The organism is Microcoleus sp. Pol11C2, assembly GCF_036701505.1.
Classification (GTDB): Bacteria; Cyanobacteriota; Cyanobacteriia; order Cyanobacteriales; family Microcoleaceae; genus Microcoleus.
Genome location: NZ_JAUBQX010000060.1, coordinates 18,510 through 37,894, shown reverse-complemented (window position 1 = coordinate 37,894; position 19,385 = coordinate 18,510). Strand labels below are relative to the sequence as shown.

Annotated in this window: 7 protein-coding genes; 3 read left to right on the top strand and 4 right to left on the bottom strand. The window is 48.6% G+C overall.

Going from position 1 to position 19,385, the window contains the following annotated elements:
- Window positions 1-304 precede the first annotated feature (304 nt).
- The 3 genes from QUA42_RS24010 to QUA42_RS24000 all read left to right on the top strand — a co-directional run bounded on the left by QUA42_RS24010 (window position 305) and on the right by QUA42_RS24000 (window position 11,027).
- On the top strand, window positions 305-454 hold the full coding sequence (locus tag QUA42_RS24010) for a hypothetical protein (RefSeq protein WP_333140721.1): 150 nt from the start codon (window positions 305-307) through the stop codon (window positions 452-454).
- Window positions 455-490: 36 nt separating this feature from the next.
- A complete protein-coding gene (locus QUA42_RS24005; RefSeq protein ID WP_333140719.1) occupies window positions 491-913 on the top strand; it encodes a sulfotransferase in 423 nt (140 codons plus the stop codon).
- A 316-nt stretch (window positions 914-1,229) separates the two neighbouring features.
- Window positions 1,230-11,027, top strand: a complete 9,798-nt coding sequence (locus QUA42_RS24000; protein WP_333140717.1) for a DUF4347 domain-containing protein — start codon at window positions 1,230-1,232, stop codon at window positions 11,025-11,027.
- Between the two features lie 89 nt (window positions 11,028-11,116).
- Here the strand turns inward: QUA42_RS24000 and cruG are convergent, their stop codons facing one another.
- The 4 genes from cruG to QUA42_RS23980 all read right to left on the bottom strand — a co-directional run bounded on the left by cruG (window position 11,117) and on the right by QUA42_RS23980 (window position 19,378).
- Window positions 11,117-12,328, bottom strand: coding sequence for a 2'-O-glycosyltransferase CruG (cruG, locus tag QUA42_RS23995; protein WP_333140715.1), 1,212 nt, complete (start codon window positions 12,326-12,328; stop codon window positions 11,117-11,119).
- A 252-nt stretch (window positions 12,329-12,580) separates the two neighbouring features.
- Entirely contained in the window at window positions 12,581-13,522 is a 942-nt protein-coding gene (cruF, locus tag QUA42_RS23990) for a gamma-carotene 1'-hydroxylase CruF (RefSeq protein WP_333140713.1), read from the bottom strand.
- 198 nt (window positions 13,523-13,720) lie between these two features.
- Window positions 13,721-16,336, bottom strand: coding sequence for a CHAT domain-containing protein (locus QUA42_RS23985; protein ID WP_333140711.1), 2,616 nt, complete (start codon window positions 16,334-16,336; stop codon window positions 13,721-13,723).
- Window positions 16,337-16,456: 120 nt separating this feature from the next.
- Complete coding sequence (locus QUA42_RS23980) at window positions 16,457-19,378, bottom strand: S-layer family protein (RefSeq protein ID WP_333140708.1); 2,922 nt, start codon at window positions 19,376-19,378, stop codon at window positions 16,457-16,459.
- Window positions 19,379-19,385 lie beyond the last annotated feature (7 nt).

Sequence of the window (19,385 nt, the reverse complement as noted above, 5' to 3'; positions counted from 1 at the left end):
TTCATTTTTTTTGTCATAATCAAGTATTGCATATAATTGTACCGTACTCATGATAATGATTTAGGATTGCTATATGTCTAGATTGTAAAGATATCGTAAACCTGGATGTTGTCTTGCGAAATGTTAAATAAAAATATGCTAAAAAAGATATGTCTTTAGTATGATACATTTAGGTAGCATCTAAGTTCTACCAACCCATTCCCACGCGAGGCCAGCGAAAGCCCACTTCATATCAGGACTACCCCGATCAGCCTGTACTTTACGGGCTGCACTACTACGACAAAATCCCCAGTTTCACGCAGCTATGACTAGCCCCGTCGGGGGTTTAGTGGAGAGAATGCTGGAAGCCATGAGCGAAGACAATGAGTTTTCCACGTTTATTTCCCCTGAACAAAAACGGGCGCTGATTCTCAGTATTTTTTCTGCCTATTACCACCCGCAAGCTGACCAATAAATCATCTTCGACACCAATCGTCTTTGGTGTAGCAAATTGCCCTTAATTCGGGAAGTATTTCCTGAAGCAAAAGTCATCTGCTGCGTCAGAAATATCGCCTGGATTATGGACAGCATCGAGCTACTGATTCGGCGTAACGCTTTTGATGTTTCCCGGTTATTTAATAATCCAGCGGAACGGGCTACAGTCTACAGTCGCAGCGACGCATTAAGTCAAGGTTCGCGTTTAGTTGGTTATGCTTATAACGCTCTTAAAGAAGCTTTTTACAGCGAACAGAGTGCATCTCTTCTATTTGTAGATTACGAGCTATTAACTATAGGGCCGGCTAAAACGATGTCGCTAATTTATCAATTTCTGGGCGAAGAGCCTTTTGAGCATGATTTCGAGAATGTTCAATATCAAGAGCCAGAATTTGATAATAAGCTCAAAACACAAGGGTTACATCAAGTGCGTGCCTAAGTCGAGTTTAAACCGAGAAAAACGATTTTACCCCCCGACTTGTTTGAGCGATTTGATAGCTTATCTTTTTGGACAGAGGCAACAAATAGTTGTGCCAGCGCTATTGTAGCGAAGCCACTGTCAGGCAGGGAATTCATTCCCGGGCGGACTTGGCGGGCTCACAGCTTAAGTTGACACCAATTGGCACGGTGCCGTGTCCTGACTGTGGGTAATATCAATTCCAATGCCACTGGATTTGATATTAGGCTTTGAGGCGGGGGTTTCAACCCCTGCCGGACTTAAATGTAAACGATAGATATAAAGGATTGCAGCAATTATGAATTTATCAACCCCGAACAAGCAAATTATTTTCGTTGACCCCTCTGTACAGAATTATCAAAACTTGATCGAGGGCGCAGATGCTAACGCCAAAATAGTCATTTTAGATGACAAGCGTAGTGGCCTTGAACAAATTACAAAAGCATTGGCTAGTGAAAGTGGCATTGAAGCTGTTCATGTAGTTTCTCACGGCAACCAAGGCAGTTTAAAACTCGGTGCCGAGGTACTTAATGAGAAGGATCTAGGAAATTTCAGTCAAAAGCTAAAACAGTGGGGACAAGCCCTCACCCAAAACGCCGATATTCTATTGTATGGATGCTCCATCGCCAAAGGAGAAGCCGGACTAAAATTTGTCAAACACTTCAGCGAACTAACAGGAGCCAACATCGCCGCCTCAGCCCACCCCACTGGCAGTGCCCAATTAGGAGGAGACTGGAACCTAGAAGTACAAATCGGGGATATTTCCACCCCAATAGCATTTAACGCCAACACCCTCAAAACTTACAGCGGCGTGCTAGGCTTCGCCACCAAAGTTGACTTCACAACTGGCGCTTACCCCCGCTCCGTCAGCATCGGCGACATCAACGGGGACGGAAAACCGGACTTAGCAGTGGCGAACCTTAACAGCAACAGCGCCTCCATCCTGCTCAACACCACCGCCACCAACGCCACCACCCCCACCTTCGCCACCAAAGTTGACTTCACAACTGGTAATGAACCCATCTCCGTCAGCATCGGCGACATCAACGGGGACGGAAAACCTGACTTAGCAGTGGCGAACAGGAACGGCAGCAACAGCGCCTCTATCCTGCTCAACACCACCCCCACCGGAGCCACCACCCCCACTTTCGCCACCAAAGTTGACTTCACAACTGGCGGTAACCCCTTCTCCGTCAGCATCGGCGACATCAACGGGGACGGAAAACCGGACTTAGCAGTGGCGAACATTGACAGCAACAGCGCCTCCATCCTACTCAACACCACCGCCACCGGAGCCACCACCCCCACTTTCGCCACCAAAGTTGACTTCACAACTGGCTTTCAACCCGTCTCCGTCAGCATCGGCGACATCAACGGGGACGGGAAACCGGACTTAGCAGTGGCGAACCTTAACAGCAACAGCGCCTCCATCCTGCTCAACACCACCGCCACCGGAGCCACCACCCCCACTTTCGCCACCAACGTTGACTTTACTACTGGCACTAACCCCATATCCGTCAGCATCGGTGACATCAACGGGGACGGAAAACCGGACTTAGCTTTGGCGAACAGCGGCAGCAACAGCGCCTCCATCCTGCTCAACACCACCGCCACCGGAGCCACCACCCCCACTTTCGCCACCAAAGTTGACTTCACAACTGGCACTAACCCCTACTCCGTCAGCATCGGTGACATCAACGGTGACGGGAAACCAGACTTAGCTTTGGCGAACAAAGTCAGTACCAGCGCCTCCATCCTGCTCAACACAACTACCACGGGAGCCACCACCCCCACTTTCGCCACCCGTGTTGACTTCCCTACTGGCAATCGCCCCTACTCCGTCAGCATCGGCGACATCAACGGCGACGGCAAACCAGACTTAGCTGTGGGGAACACCGGCAGCAACACCGCCTCCATCCTGCTTTCCACTACCCCCAAAGTTACTGCTGTCACCGCCACCACCGCTGACGGCAGCTACGGTGTCGGTTTCCCCATCACCATCACCGTCACCTTCGATGTCGCTGTCAACGTCACCGGCACCCCCCAACTGCAACTCGAAACCGGCACAACTGACCAATTTGCCAACTACGTTTCTGGTAGCGGCGGTACTGTACTCACCTTCAACTATGTAGTGCAAGCCGGAGACACTTCCCTCGACTTAGAATACGCCACCACCGCCCTCACCCTCAACGGCGGCACCATTCAAGATAGTTTGACTGCGGCGAATGCTGATTTAACCCTCCCCGCCCTAGCCACAGCCAACTCCCTCGGCGGTAGCAAAGCCATAGTTATCGATGCTCTCAACGACCAACCGGGTTTCACCGCCACCAGCCCAGCGGCAGTCAACGAAGATGCTGGGGAACAAACATTAACAAGTTGGGCTACCTTCAACCCCGGCCCTGCCGATGAAGCCGCCCAAACGGCCACCTACACCGTCAGCAACATCGGCAACGGCGCTTTATTCTCCGGCGCGCCCACTATAAACAACGCCAATGGCAACCTCACTTACACACCCGCCCCCAAGGCCTTCGGCACCTCCACCTTTGACGTGCGAGTCCAAGACAACGGTGGCATTGTTAACGGCGGCGTCGATACCTCGACTACCCAAACCTTCACCATTACCGTTAATGGCATTAACGACCAACCCAGCTTCAGCAATTCCGGCAACCAAACCCTAGCCACCTCGACAAATACCCTCCAAACCGTTCCTAGCTGGGCTAGTGCCTTCAACTTCGGCCCCAACGAAGCGGGCCAAGCCGTCAACGACTTTTTCGTTAACATCACAAACGGCAACAGCTTATTCACCGCCCTCCCCGATGTCGCCAACGACGGCACCCTCACCTACACCCCCAACGGCAACCCCGGCACCGCCACCATACAAGTCCAACTCCAAGACAACGGCGGCACTGCCAACGGCGGCGTAGACACTTCCACAGCATCCAGCTTTACCATCACCATCCCCGCCCCCACAGTCAACCTCTCAGTTAGCCCCACCACCGGCACGGAAGCCGGAACCACCAGCATCACCGTCACCGCCACCGCCGCCGCACCTGTAGCCGGCAACCAAACCGTTGACCTCGCCTTAACGGGAGTTGCCACGGCTGCTGATTTCACCGGCACCATTCCCACCCAAATAACCATCGCTGATGGGGCAAGCAGCGGTTCTGTCACCTTCACCATTACCGACGACCAAATCACCGAAATTGACGAAACTGCCAACCTAACTATTAGCAACCCATCGGCAGGCCTTCAATTAGGAACAACTACCACAGGTAGTTTCACCATCACCGACAATGACACCGCTGGATTTGATCTCCTCCCGATTAGCGGCAATACCAGCGAATTCGGTGGTATTGCCACGTTTGACATCCGCCTGAAAAGCCAACCCACAGCCGATGTCATCCTTGGCTTAACCAGCAACAACACAGCAGAAGGCACGGTTTTACCTGCTAACCTCACCTTTAATTCCACCAATTGGAACGCTTACCAAACTGCCACCATCACCGGAGTAGACGATGCGGTGGCTGACGGTGATATTGCCTACCAAATTATCACCGCCCCCGACACCACCACCGCCGACACCAACTATAAAAATCTCAACCCCGCAGATATCACTGTCACCAACACAGACAACGACTCTCCAGGTGTTACCGTCACTCAATCTGCCGGCAGTACCGAAGTAACAGAAGGGGGAATTACAGATACTTATACCCTACAATTGAACACCCTCCCCACCAGCAATGTTGACATTACGGTGACGGCAGATGCTCAAGGGCAGGTTAGCTTAGATGGAACGAATTTTGCCGCCACGCAAACTTTAACATTCACAAATGTTAATGGCCAAACTCCTCAAACTGTCACCGTTCGTGCTGTTGATGACACCCTACCAGAAAACAACCATACAGGTGCAATAACCCACGCCATTACTAACAGTACAGATCCCAATTATCCAACAACATTGGCGATCGGCCCTGTGAATCCACAGATTACCGATAACGATATTACTTACAGCATCGTCGGCAGTACCGCCACAGTGACTGAGGGAGATAGCGGTACTCAAGTGGTAAGTTTCACCATTACCCGCACCGGAGAAACGAACCAAAGTAGTAGCATTGATTTTAGTTTTGGGGGAACAGCAACCAATGCCGTAGATTACAATAACGCCAATGTTACCGGAACCGGAGTCACTGCTACTGGTAGTACAGTTACTTTTGCTGCCAATGCTACCATAGCAACAATCGCAGTGCCCGTTGTGGGCGATCGAATTACCGAACCTAACGAAACTCTAGCACTCACTCTGAGCAACGCCACTGCCCCTGGGACTGGTAACATTATTGGTTCTCCAATAACCACCACGATTCAAGACGATGATATTGCGGGAATTTATATCAATCCCACCAGCGGCTTAACAACGACGGAAGCAGGGGGGACTGCTACTTTTACAGTAGTTCTAGATAGCCAGCCTACAGCCGATGTGACTATTGGGATGACTTCCGATAAAACGGCTGAAGGGACTGTAGATAAACCGAGTTTAACTTTTACATCGGCTAACTGGAATACTCCCCAAACCGTCACCGTTACCGGAGTAGATGAGAGTGTAGAAGATGGGAATGTTGCTTACAACATTATCACCGCTGCGGCTACCAGTACCGATACTAATTACAGTGGTGTTAATGCTTCAGATGTCGCAGTTACTAATACTGATAATGACACCAAAGGCATTACGATCACTCCCATCACTGGATTAACAACGACAGAAGCCGGGAGTACGGCTACTTTTACGGTAGTTCTAGATAGCCAGCCTACAGCCGATGTGTCAATCGGGATGACTTCGGATAAAACGGCTGAAGGTACTGTAGATAAACCGAGTTTAACCTTCACGAATGCTAACTGGAATACTCCCCAAACCGTCACTGTCACCGGAGTAGATGAATCAGTAGTAGATGGGAACGCTGCCTACAACATTGTCACCGCACCTGCTACCAGTACCGATACTAATTACAGCGGTGTTAATGCCAACGATGTCGCAGTTACTAATACTGACAACGACACCAAAGGTATTATCGTCACTCACACCAGTGATGGTTTAACAACGACGGAAGCGGGGGGAACTGCTACTTTTACGGTAGTTCTAAATAGCCAGCCTACAGCAAATGTCACTATTGGGACGACATCGAATAAAACGGCTGAAGGTACTGTAAATAAACCGAGTTTAACTTTCACTCCGGCTAACTGGAATACTCCCCAAACGGTCACTGTCACTGGAGTAGATGACTTTGTAGTAGATGGGAACGCTGCCTACAACATTGTCACCGCACCCGCTACCAGTACCGATACTATTTACAGCAGTGTTAATGCCAACGATGTCGCAGTTACTAATACTGACAACGACACCAAAGGTATTATCGTCACTCCCACCAGTGGTTTAACAACGACAGAAGGGTGGGGAACTGCTACTTTTAGGGTAGTTCTAAATAGCCAGCCTACAGCAGATGTGTTGATCGGGACGACATCGGATAACACGGCTGAAGGTACTGTAAATAAACCGAGTTTAACTTTCACTCCGGCTAACTGGAATACTCCCCAAACCGTCACTGTCACCGGAGTAGATGAATCAGTAGTAGATGGGAACGCTGCCTACAACATTGTCACCGCACCCGCTACCAGTACCGATACTAATTACAGCGGTGTTAATGCCAACGATGTCGCAGTTACTAATACTGACAACGACACCAAAGGTATTATCGTCACTCACACCAGTGATGGTTTAACAACGACGGAAGCGGGGGGAACTGCTACTTTTAGGGTAGTTCTAAATAGCCAGCCTACAGCAGATGTGTTGATCGGGACTAAATCGGATAACACGGCTGAAGGTACTGTAAATAAACCGAGTTTAACTTTCACTCCGGCTAACTGGTATATTTCCCAAACCGTCACTGTCACCGGAGTAGATGACTTAGTAGTAGATGGGAACGTTGCCTACAACATTGTCACCGCACCCGCTACCAGTACCGATACTATTTACAGCGGTGTTAATGCCAACGATGTCGCAGTTACTAATACTGACAATAATGACACTGATATCAGCGCTCTTGATTTAGGCTTCAACAAGCTGCAAGAGTCCCTGACCAACAATCTAGCGGCCCAACTGCCGCTGGTGGGCGATAAGCTCAAAGCCCTTGCCCCTGATTTTCTAAACAGTATTAAGAACAGGCTAATAACCGACCTGAAAGCAGCGCCAAGCTTGGATAAGGTGAAGTTTCAAGATACTATCAAGACTTCTCTTGGCAAAGACTTCCCCAACCTGAAAATTACGGGTTCAGTTGGGGCAAACGGAGAAGCTAAAGTTCTGGTTAACCTGAGCAAAGAGTACACCAAAACGCTGACACTCGATGCCAATTTGGGGCTGCCGGCGCTGGGATTAAATACTCAGGGCAATGCCAACGCCACATTCAAGTACGGATTGGACTTGGGATTGGGTCTGAATCAGGATGGCATCTTCTTTGATACAACCAATACAAAGCTTGCCCTCGGTGCTGAAGTAGGCTTAGCCAATAATTTTACGGGCAAAGCCAATCTGGGTTTCTTGCAACTCGATCTGCTGGCGAACAACGGCGCTAACCCGACTAAAATTACTGGTGATTTTAAGGCATCTCTGAAAGATTTAACCACTGCTCAAGGAGGGATCAATGACGGGAAACTGACCCGCAATGAACTGAGTAAGGGCAAACTCTCCGACTTGATTGGTACGAGTTTAGACACCAAAGCCAACCTCGGCCTGAGTGCAAAAACCAGCGTTAATGGCAGTGCTGCGATTCCGTCGTTCAAATTTGACCTCAACGCAGCTTTCCCGGTGCTGAAATACGAAAACGATAAGTGGAGCGGCCCCAAAAAACCCAGTGTTCAATTCAAGAATATGCAGCTTGACTTGGGGAGTTTTGTCACGAATTTTGCGAAACCTGTTATTACCAAAGTCAATGAAATTGTTAAGCCAGCTCGTCCTATCATTAATGCACTCAACAGCGATATTAAACCGCTGTCTGAATTCAATGCTATCAGGAGTTTGTTTGACCAAAACGGTGATGGCAAGGTCACGCTGGTCGAAGCAGGTGCCAAGTTGGCAGGCAAAAAAATTGATACTCAATTCCTAGATGGCCTTCAGTCTATCGGCAAGGCTAGTGATTTACTCAAAGATATTTCCTCTAAAGATAGCAACATTGCTATAGACCTGGGTGACTATGCGATAGATTTCGACGCCACCAATCCCACGGCTGATACCAAAACTGCTAAGACAACTAAAACCAAAACAGCGCCATCTCCTACTGACCAAGCTAAATCGAAGTCCAAGGGGAAGACTCAAGAGTTGCTGACGCTCTTTCAAAAGATGCCTGGGCTGAGTTTTCCTATCTTGAGCGATCCTCAAGCTGCCATCGACTTGCTGATGGGTAAACCGGATGTCACCCTGTTCGCCTATAAAGTGCCGAAGCTAGACTTTAAGTTCACAATTGACCAAACGTTTCCTATCTACTCAATTCCCGTTGTAAATGTAGGTGTAAACGGCAAGTTAGAAGGAAACTTTGAAGCTAAAGCTAACTTTGGGTTCGGCTTTGATACTTCTGGACTTTCTCAATGGAAACAATCTGGCTTTAAGGCCTCAGATGCCTCTAAAGTTCTAGATGGCTTCTACGTGAGCGATCGCCAAAATGCGGATGGTACGGGGCCGGATGTAAATGAACTCAAGCTCAAAGCTAGTATTAAGGCTGGGGGCGGGGTTGATGCTAAAGTGGCAAGAGCTTATCTTACGGGCGGAATTGAGGCGAATGCTAAGTTTGACTTGCTCGATGTCGGTGAAGACTACAGCAAGGGCACTAGCGGCGATGGCAAAATTCGTGCCTCAGAAATTACTTCCCGTATTAGCAAACCGCTGAGCCTGTTTGAAATCAATGGTGATGTTAAAGCCACCCTAGATTTTAAGGCTGAGTATTACAGGCCCTTTAGCTGGAAGACAGCTTACGAGAAGCGCCTGGGTGAAATGAAACTGGCCGATTTCCGGTTGGGACCTGGTTCGACGCGCAAGAGTCGTGCCATTGACGGTTACATAACGGGTGGGCAAGTCTTCTTTGATGCCAACTTCAATGGGGTGCAAGATGATAATGAACCCTTCGCCTTTACTAACCCGGATGGCAGCTTCGACCTCACAGTAGAACTAGAAAAGTTTGACAAAAATCAGGATGGCAACATCGACTATACCGAAGGCAAAATTATTATGGCCAACGGGATAGATATCTCGACCTATTTGCCTCTAGACACTCCGTTGTCTTCTACTCCAGAATCGACAGTGGTAACTCCTTTAACAACGGTTATCGCTGCGTTAGCCCAGCAAGGAACTAACCCTGAAACGGCCCAAACTCAGGTGAAATTGGCTCTGGGATTGCCGTCAGGAGTTGACTTGGGCAGCTACGATCCTCTGGAGGCGATCGCCAATGGTGACGCGAATGGTGTATCGGTGTTTGGCTCGATGATTCAGGTGCAAAACACCATTGTCCAAGTGGCGAAATTCATTGATGGAGTTTCCTCTTCGTCGCTGACGCTAGGGGATGTTGTAACAGGAACGATTGCCGAGACCCTCAAAGCTGGCACTCCGGTTGACTTGAGCAAGGTAGAGACAATTCAGGCAATTCTACAGGGTGCGATCGCTGCGGCTGCCACGCAAGACAGCAATCTCAACACAGAGGAGTTAGCCAGGGTCGCCTCGGCTGCTGCACAAGTAATGGCCCTGGGCAATCAACTCATTCAGGAACTCGTCGCTAGCGGTCGCCCATTAAGTGAGATCGCCACGGAAATTACCAAATTGCAGCCAGTATCAGTTGGTCAAATCGCAGTCGGACTGGCGGAATTGGCAGCGGGAACCAAGACTATCGAGCAGTTCCTCGCCGACAACACCAAAGAAAAGATCCTGGAGAAGATGGGACAAGTGAGTGTGAATGACCCCACCGTTCGCCCCACCTTCGAGACGATTGACCCCAAAGACCTGCTCGTTCCTTTGGAACCTACCTCTGGCGAACTCGGCACCGGAATCGCCACCGAAACCCCAACAGCGATCGATCCGGCCCCATCAGGAACCCCGACACCATCAGGAACCCCGACACCATCGGAAACACCAACTCCCACGCCAATAACTAATAACCTCTCAGGCGATGACTGCATCTGCGACCAAATTACCTATCCCAACTTAAACCGACCCAACTCTGTTGAAAACACCATCCTCGGCGCATCCGGCCTTCAAATAGGCACTGCCCAAAACGATGAATTACTAGGTAGCAATGCTGCCAACATATTCGAGGGCAAATCCGGGGATGACAACTTATACGGTGGCGCCGATAATGACATTATTAATGGCAACCAAGGCAATGACTTCATCGCCGGAGGCAAAGATGAAGATACTCTCTACGGAGATGAAGGAAGCGACATCATCCTTGGCGAGTCTGGTAACGATTTAATCTTTGGAGGCAAAGGCAATGACTTCTTACATGGTCGCGAAGGTATGGACATCCTTTATGGCAACAAAGATGATGACTTCATCGATGGTGGCAAGGATAATGACACCTTATATGGAGGCAAAGGTAATGACACCTTGCTTGGCAGTCAAGGTGATGACAATCTGTTTGGACAGCAGGGAAATGATATTATCTGCGGCGGTGAAGGCAATGACTTAATCAACGGTGATGAAGGAGCAGATATCCTGGGAGGGTGTGCCGGAAATGATACTCTTTACGGAGACCTAGATAACGATACTCTCACTGGTGGGAAAGGAGCCGATCTCCTTGATGGAGGCATGGGCAATGATAGTTTGATTGGCGGTAGTGGCAACGATATCTTTGCCTTAAAAGCCGGTCAAGGATTTGATATAATAGCTGATTTTACCGTCGGTCAAGATTTGATTGGATTAGGTGGTGGTTTGAGTTTTGGACAGTTAGAAATAACTCAAAACACTCAGGGAACTATCATCAAAAACCTCTTGACAGGGGAGCAGTTAGGTGTGATGGTTGGAGTGAGTGCGAATGCGATTACATCTGCTAATTTCCGGCTGATTTAGGGAAAGAAGGAAAAGTACGATCGCCCATTCGATACAAAAGGGCGATCGCACTTCTACCAATTTTAAAAGAACTAGCAAAAATTTAATGATTATTTATACTTCCTGCCGCGCCACTGAGTAGGCTGATTCAACGCAGAAATTAGAATTCGCAAAAACGCCAACGGATCGGCTAAAGGTGACAGCCAAAACAGCCATTTACCCGATGCCCCAGTTGTATCGTAGGAAGGTGCGATCGCAAAACACAAAGCCGATCGCACTGCAACCAAAAATACATTCAATCCCAACAGCCAAAAGTGAGGAAATACACCAACCGGCGGCAGCGAACCAAACAGCAAATAGCACAACACAATCGGCACCGGCAAACCTTGAACCGCCAGCAACAGCCACAAATCGCCCCAGATTTGACCGCTTGAAGCAGCATCTTTCAAATCGAGCGATCGACCCCATTCATTCCAAGTCTCGATCGCCCCCTCATACATCCGCACCTTCAATACTTTAGCCCCATCCAAAAAGCCCACCTTAAAGCCCTTAGCAGCCGCATAGCGAGCCAAAGTCACATCATCGCAAAAAGAACCCCTCGCGACCTCATAGCCCCCCAATGCCACCAAAACCTCGCGCCTGCACAAAAAACACTGACCGTTCGCCATCACCCGTTCCGCCACATCCCCGCCAGTCCCCGTCGGCCCGAACCGATAAACCAAAGTCATTAACAAAGCAGGTTGCAGCCACAACTCCCCCGGATATTTGAGAATAAACTGCGGCGACAGCGAAATCAAATCGTAATTTCCAGCTTTCGCCGTTTTGAGTAAACTCGCAATCAAACCCGGATGCGGCACAGTATCCGCATCTATCCCCAAAATCCACTCGCACTTCTCGGAACTTGCCAAAAAACCTGCATTCAGCGCCCAGGGACGCCCTACCCAACCCGCCGGCAGCGGATCGTCGTTAATCAAGCGAAACCGGGGGTCTTTTTGTGCGGCTGCTTTGACTAAATCTCCCGTTCCATCTACCGAATAGCTGTCAACTACGATCGCTTCTCGGAGTTCGTAACTTTGGCGGCTTAATCCTTCCAAACAAGGCGAAATGCGATCGGCTTCGTTCAAAGTCGGTACTACGGCAGTACAAGAACCTAACAAATCCAGCGTCGGCGAATCCGGTTCCAGGGGCGGGATGCGCGATGGGCCTTTAATTAACCGCGACATCAGAAGGGCTGCGGCGGGCAATTGTAGCAGCAGGAGTGCGACAGGGATGATAGTTGTCAGCAGTTGGGGGAACAAGTTCGGGGCGATCGGGGAAACCATACTATTGAAGAATTGAAGAATTGGGAATGACTTACTGGATATGGGTTGGGAGGTTATTTACAGTTCATTTTTTTGGTAACTAATATCAATTAAAAAAAGTTAATAAAATTTTGACCTCAAACATATTACAGGAATTGGGAATGAAAAAATCGCCACTGAAAAACCCGGTTTTTTGTAGAAACCGGGTTTTTAAACTAGCTCAAAATTTAGTGTAAATTTTTGCTAAATCAGCTGGGGTTGCTTGCTAGCAACTCACTTACGCAAAACGCCCACGGGCTGAGGTGGAATTTCAGCCGCGATCGCAGATGTATCCAAAGACGGCATTGTTTCGGTTACGTAACCTGCTGCGGGTTTAGCGATCCAGCTTAACGCGATCGCCGGAACTACGCCCAGAAGCACCGCTAGCGATGTCGGGAACCAGAACCGAGAATCCAACGAAGTTACAGTGATAATTGCTCCGAAAGCAAAGTTTACCAAATAAACAATTAAGGGCAAACCCAATTCCGATCGCTCTAATTTAATCGGTGTTTTTCTCCACAAGAAAGCTGCTACAGACATAAATAGCGCCCCCGTACCCATCCAGCCAGCCAAATTGCGGTAAGGCATCCCAAAGAAAGCCCCAATTTCCTCAAACTCCCAAAAAGGCACAGAAGTTTGACTCATCGCCGGATCTAGTACAAAATCCCAAGCTGTTAGCAGCAAAGCACCCAGGGCGATCGCCCCTATTTGGCGCACCCAGTTGAGTTCACCTTTACCGCCAGCTACTCCAGCGCGAGCAATTACATAGGAAACCAGTCCCAGATAAAACCACGAGAGGGGAATTGTAAACGGAACCAGCCCTGCAATTTTGTAACCCAAACCGCTCAAATAATGGTAGTGGCCGAAGGGAAAACCTGTACTCGTTCCCAACAACTCGCTACTCAAGGACAAAAACACAGAAGGCAGTAAAAAAGCCAGAGTTGCACCCCAACCCAACGTCCGCAAGGCATACAGAGCAACTGCTGCTGCACCAAAGATGATATAAACTACTCCACCCCCAGCCATCCCCCACTGGAATAGCGTTTGCCCTGCTGGTGGCAAACTCATCACCAATTCGGGACGGGGTAAAATCAGCAGCAACCCTGCCAATCCAAAAGCCATTGACAAGACGTGGGCAATCAGGCAAAAGCGCTCAGCAATCAAAAGTTGCTTCATGGGACTCCTCGAAAAAATATTAGATGCAGAAAGCACTCTTAACAGTTTACAAACTTTAACAAAAAACCAACTGCATTTGAGTCAGTTGTCAGTTGTCTGTTGTCTGTTGACTGTTGACTGTTGACTGTTGTCCGATGCCCAATTCCCGATGCCCAATTCCCGATGCCCAATTCCCGATGCCCAATTCCCGATCGAAGATTACTGCCAATTGCCCACTAGCACGAAAGGTGCCCAGAAATACGGATTCTGATACTGTTGGTTTTGCAACAGAGTTAATTGAGCGTTGCGGAGGGCTTCAGCTTTGCTGGTTTTAGAAGAAGCCAGTTGCTTGTAAAACTCAGTCATAAATATAGCTGTAGATTCGTCGTTGACTTGCCAAAGGGTGGCGGCAGTGCTGCGGGCACCCGATCGAATGGCGGCCCCCGCCAAACCCAAAGCCGCGCGGTTATCGCCCGAAGCAGTTTCGCAAGCACTCAAAACCAAAAGTTCGATCGGCTGTTGTTTCTCACCAGTGCGGGCTCGCAGCAGTTGATCAAACTCCTTAACATTCACTTTCTGATCCCAAGTCACAATAAAAGTATCCGCAGCATTCGAGCTAAACTGACCGTGAGTTGCCAAATGGACGATCGGGTAAGATACCGCTTTAATTCGGTCCTGCAACCGCCCGCTGACAAAATCTTCATTCAGCAGCGAACTCGCCGGCATCTCGGCTGCAATTTGTTGAATTTCCTCCTTCACCCCCGGCAAAGCCGAAAAGCCTTGACGCGCTTCCGAGAGGGCAGCGGTGAGCACTCTTAACTTGACATCCCTCAGCGGTTTCGGTGCCAGCAGTTGCAATCCCGGCGCCAAAGCAATACTGTATTTTTCTACCAAAAACTTTTCACCGTCGTGCAGCACAGCCATCGGCAGATTCCGCAAGTAACCGTCGAGCACAAATACCAGAGTTTTAATCCCACTAGCCGCCAAATCCGCCTCTGCGGGGCGGATTAACCAGTCATAAACCTGTTCAACGGGTTGCCTCCTGTCGCGGGGGAAAGCAGCAGGCCGGATGACATTTTTGGCTTGTCTGAAGGCAGTTTCCAACTCGGCTTGAGACTTTTTAGTAGCGTAGCGGCGCAGAGGTTTGCCGGGAATTGACAAAATTACCTCCAAACGATCGCTCAAAATAATCGGATAAATCACCGCCGCTGTAGGATCAATTTCCTCGATCGACTTTGGTTTAGCATCAGCGCAAGCATCCCGAAAAAAGTTGTCCAATTCCGCCAACTGCAAAGATTCCACCGTTTGGCGCGCCATTGTCAATTTAGCTTGACTGGGAGATTCCTCTTCCAAAAGCAGCCCGACTAATTCCCGATAAACCGGTTCGGCACTTTCCCGAAACGAAAATTGCACTTCGGGATTGACTGTCACCAAATCGCCCCGCAGAGAAGACAATATATTGACAGCTTGAGAATATTGAGCGATCGCCCCTTCTGTATTTCCCTGACCTTTCCGAATCCGTCCCAGTTGCCAAAACAATTGGTAAGCAATATCGGGAGATTGAAACGCCGGTGCTAAACTCAAAGCCTGAATTGTGATATTTTCCGCTGTCTGATACTGCTGTTGGATTTCCGATAGTTTGCCTTTAGCTGCCAGAATATAAGCTTGTATTCGTTTGTCGCCCAAACTGTTTGCTGGTTCGAGAGAGCGATCGAGCATTGTGTCAATCTCGCTTAAACTCAAAGTTTTCGCAGGCGACTGAGCTAATTGCATCAAGCTTTGAGCTAGATTAATTTGAGCGTAAAGTCCAGCGCGATTCGATCCAAATTGAGCGACTTGAGGTTCGATGGAACGCCACAAAGCTTCTGCCTCAGACCAATCTTTGCGATCGACCAACAAACTCAATTGGTTTAACTTTGCCTGAATTTGTAGAAGAGATCGCTCCGGTATCGCCTGCGCCGATCGAGCATAATACTCTAGCGCAAAGCGTTCCCAATCACCGCGCTGTTCTGGTGTCAAACCCGGTTTATTGCTTTTAGCCCGTACCGTATTGCCCAGATTGAGATAAATTGCAGCCTCCTCTGGGCGGGAACCTAATTTTTGGGCTGCTTCGAGTCCAACCGACAGCACATCCTGCGATCGTTCCAGTTGTCCCAAAACCCGCAGCACCCGCCCTAAAGCATGAATTGCCCGGACTTGTTCGAGAGAAACTGGCTGATTTTTCAAACTTTCCAAACCCGCTGCCGAAACTTCGCAAGTTTTGTTTTCCAGCTTAAAAGAAGCTAACAGCATTTTGCAAGCTCTGGGGTAAAGTCCGAGAATTTCCCAAGCCCGACTTTGATTAATTTGAACTTGAAAAAGTTGGGGTTTTCTATCAATTTTCTCGAAAATTTTAGCAGCTTGCGTCCAAATCTCGATCGCATCTTGAGTCTGCCCCCGTTCAAGTTGCAACTGTCCTTGAATATTGAGAGTTTCAGCCAAAATCCGCTGCTGTTCGGGAGTGTTGGCTTGTGTTCGCACAGCCGACAAACTCGAATTTACAGCTTTTTCTGCTTCTTCCCAAAACCCCAACTGCCCGTAGGTTGCAGCTAAATTACTCAAAGCTGTGGCGCGATCGAGATTTTCCCCTTTTGCCTCAAACTGGGTCGCCGCTTGCTGCAACAGCGGTACAGCTTCCGAAAAACGTTCCTCTTGGTAAAGAGTTCGAGCTTGACGGACAAGCTGCACCGCTGGTGGTGGATTAACCTGAGCAACTCCGGGAGGAATCGCAACTGCTAGCAGACAGGAAATCACAAATAACAGAATTACTTGTCGGAGCGATCGAGAAAACTTCATATTTAAAAAATAAAATTACAGCCGCAGACACACATACTAACTAACCCAAATACATCTTATTCTTTATCTGCGTTAATCCGCGTTAATCCCCCTACATCTGCGGTAAAAAAACAACAAATTTCAACGCGGCACACAACCAGAATTCTGCCGAGGATTGCGAGAGTCAGCAGCATTACCCGGATTATATCCAACAAGAGTTACCTCCCCTTTCGCATTCACCACCCAACCTTGCGCCGGAACAACTTCCCGATCGGGGATTTCCCCCTCTTCCTTCTTGTTCCCTCGATCGGTTACATGGCTTAAATCCTCTACATTACTCGTTGCCGAACTTCCTGCCTCTTCTACCCACGGCAACGGCCATAGAGGGCTGCTGAGGGCATCATTAGGACTTGGAGGCACTCCTCCTTTCCCAGTAGCGGTAAACTCGCTTGCTTGCCCTCGGATGCAGGGGTTTGCAGCAATTAACGCAGCCGGATTCACCACATTTTGTGGCAGCTCCACTAAACCTTGAGCCGGATTCACCCCAGAAGCACTAAATGTAACACTACCTTGCAAAGCCGGGCCACTACTTTGGGAAATCGCCGCAATATCGCTGGTAGGAATTAGAGAAGTCGGACTTACTTGCAACGCTGCAAATTGAGCATCAGTCAGTCCTAAACTACTCCTGGCTTGTTCGCGGTTAAGGCTTGTAAAGCCAAAGATATTTGGTACATTGACCGTAACTTGTCCGCCCCTAGCTGTGCGAGCATTAGCTGTAATATCACTATTCTCTCGCGGTAAAGCTACCAAAATATCGCTATTAATTCTGATATTACCGCCCTCAGAAATACCTGCATCCGTGGTGATTCTACTACCGCGCCGCAATTGAATGTCTTGCGCTTGCAGGTTAATATTTGCCCCTGTCCCCGAGACAGTCGTGCCATCAATTATGCTTTTATTGTCCAGGGCAATGGAGTTCGCTACAACGTTAATATTGCCAGCCCTACCTGTTCCTGAAGACTGAACATTAACCACTGCACTATCCCGAAGAATCAATTGATTAGCATTCAAATTCAACGAGCCTGCATTTCCACTAGCAGTGGGATTTACAGCATTAAACGCCCTACCAACCGAGGCCTCAATTCCACTCCTCAACCCACTGTTACTCCCAATACCTTGCACTTGTAAGCGATCGGCATTAATTGTAATATCTCCTGCATCTGCTACACCCAAAGAAGCCGCAGAAATAACGCCGCCATTCTGCACAGTTAGTTTAGGTGTTGACAGGCGGATATCTCCACCTCTACCAGAACTTGCAGTTTGAGTAACAAAAGAACTTGCTACATAGCCCGCATTCGCCAAAAATCGTGACTCACCGCTCACTTCTATAGACTCGGAGGCTCTCACAGTTAAATTTCCTCCCGTCCCCCCAGTTGTAGAAAACACGGCTGCGCCAAAAATAGCACCAGTCGTTAAACTAATTGTGGCTCCATTAGAAACACTCAGCCGCTGAGTGTCGATGCTAATATCCCCACCTTTTCCATTCCCATCAAAAGTATTCGTGCCGAGCCGAGTTTGCCCCAGACCTACAGGAAGACTACCCGATAATTCCACAGATTCACTCGCTTTAATCGCGATATTCCCCGATGCTCCATCACTAAGGCTGAAGCTGGCAAACGCGCCGCCATCGCGCAGAATTAACCGTTGCGCTTCAACAGAGATGTTTCCGCCTTGACCAGTGCTTTCGTTCGTTGTTCCGTTATAGAGCGTTGAACTGACGAGTTCGACGGTGTTGGCGCGGATACTCAAATTTCCGCCATTCCCAGCGCCAAAGGTGGGGGCACCGCCCACTACCCCATTGCTCATCAACAGCCGTCCGGCTTCAATGTTAATATCTCCGGCTGCTCCACTGCCAATAGCGCTAGTGAACAGAACAATTTGCGAAATAAAGGGGTTGCCTGTTCCAGATGTCTGAAAATTTTCTGTAAGCTGCTGATAGCCCTCAATTCCCAACCCAATCATTTCTACTGAGTCAGTAGCGCGGATGTTGATATCGCTTCCCCTCCCCTCTCCCAGTGTGGAAGCAAAAATTTGCGCCCCCCCCTCTACTCGCAAGTTTTGGGAATTGATGTCAATGCCTCTACCATTTATATTTCCGAGTGTCAGTCCATAAATTCCTGAACCGTTAAGATTAATATTTCCACCTCGAATATCAACTTTTCCACCTCCTAATCCGCTGGTATTTATAAATGCACCGTTCATTTCAATATTGCCGAAGTTCTGAATATTGCCATAGTTTAAATTCAGACCTAAAGCTGTTTGTTCAAGTTGCACTAAACCTGGACTATTGACGCTACCTAGAAGAATTTGTCCGGTATAAGCAGTTAGATTTCCTCCTTGCAGTTGAATGTCACCGCCAATTAATGCTAAAGTTTGACCGGGGTCTACTGCTAAACCGAGTTTTTCAAAAGCAGGAATTTCTATGGGTAGTGGTGGTAAGGCGGATGTAGGAGCCTTTGTTTGGGAAGAGTTGACAATTGTGCCGGGATTTTCTCTAAATCTTAAACCCACAGGAATATTAATCGCTAACAATGGCAGAGCATTAGAATTAGCTGCACTAAATTCAAACCCATTATCAAAGAGAATTCCGCTACCAGTTGAACCGACAAATGAGCCACGCAAATCTAACCGAGCGTTGGGCCCAAATACAATTCCTTTGGGATTAAGTAAAAATAAGTTGGCATTTCCTTGGACTCCCAAGACACCTAAAATATTAGAAGGATTGCCACCAGTAACGCGGGTAAAAATATTCGCAATTCCGCTGGGATTGGCAAAATATGCTCCCCGCCCTTCACGGATATTAAATTCGCGTAAACTGTGAAATAAATTTACTCCGCGAGTTGCACCGCCTTCTATTCTGTCCGAGGGTAAATTATTAATCGTGTCGGGAACGGTGCGCGAACTTTCTGCACCCAAGCTATTATCGGGGATGATTTGAGCGATCGCAGGGAAAGGACACAGCAGTAAGAATGCAAAAAATAGGGCGGAAGATTGGCGGGGCATCTTTTAA